1 protein-coding gene is annotated in these 529 nt (G+C 58.8%); it reads right to left on the bottom strand.

Annotated features, from left to right (window positions below):
* Positions 1–496, bottom strand: a 496-nt coding sequence (locus tag NW818_RS13925) for a hypothetical protein (protein WP_414424894.1), incomplete at its 3' end; no start/stop codon positions are given.
* Between the last annotated feature and the right edge of the window lie 33 nt (positions 497–529).

Below are 529 nucleotides of genomic sequence, written 5' to 3'. Positions count from 1 at the left end.
AGCGGATCTCCAGATCATCGAACAGCACCCCCAACCTTCGGCTATCGCCAGGTGGTTGCACCATCGCACTCTTCACGATCACCGCCAGCGCTCCACGCGCATCAGTGGGCGCGAGGAAGCGATAGACACGCATCGCACCGACTTCGCCAATCGCAATCTCTTCCCCGCCAACTGTGAGCGTCGTGGGAAGCGGGTCGCGGACCCCTGGACCACCCATGCGCACACGAACCTCATATGAACCAATACCGATCATGGGTTCAAGGATCAGTGACTCCCCCTGCGAGTAGGCATACGACATCGACGTGCTCCGTTCGGCGTCGAAGAGACGCGAGATCGGCGCCGGTTGACTCCCGATATCGTATGTAGCACGCATGGGAACTGTATGGATCAGGATCATGATCGCCAGCGTTGCAATCGCGGCGACCAGCGATCCTCTGGTGAAAACCGTGTTCTGGCTGCGTTGTTGATCCAGCACCGCAGGAGCGATTGTTTGCATAGGCGCGATTATAGCATCTGAACCGGCCGATGC

It is taken from the genome of Synechococcus sp. R6-5, assembly GCF_047461775.1.
Taxonomy (GTDB): domain Bacteria; phylum Cyanobacteriota; class Cyanobacteriia; order Thermostichales; family Thermostichaceae; genus Thermostichus.
Note: the sequence above shows the minus strand (reverse complement) of the source record. Positions and strands in the feature narration are given on the sequence as shown.